At 39.3% G+C, this 272-nt stretch carries 1 protein-coding gene; it reads left to right on the top strand.

Annotated features, from left to right (window positions below; all coding sequences use genetic code 11):
- Positions 1-18: 18 nt before the first annotated feature.
- A partial coding sequence (tnpB, locus tag QOS01_RS10530) for an IS66 family insertion sequence element accessory protein TnpB (protein WP_283622283.1) occupies positions 19-272 on the top strand: 254 nt, incomplete at its 3' end.

Raw genomic sequence — 272 nt, 5'->3', positions numbered from 1 at the left:
CTAAAGTAATGGTCCGCTATGCTCGTTAATTGGCAAGCTCCTGATAAAGTCTATTTGGTTTGCGGTAAGACTGACCTTCGCAAAGGAATCGATGGTCTAGCCATGGTGATCGCCGAGAACTATGGCTTAGAATTGTATAGTAATTCTTTATTTCTATTTTGTGGAAGTCGCAATGATCGCTTTAAAGCACTCTTTTGGGACGGCGAAGGATTTATTCTTCTTTATAAACGCTTTGAGAATGGTCATTTAAAATGGCCCAAAAGTAGTAAAGA

The organism is Limosilactobacillus avium (assembly GCF_947381485.1).
Lineage (GTDB): Bacteria > Bacillota > Bacilli > Lactobacillales > Lactobacillaceae > Limosilactobacillus > Limosilactobacillus avium.
This window is presented reverse-complemented; position numbering and strand designations above follow the sequence as displayed.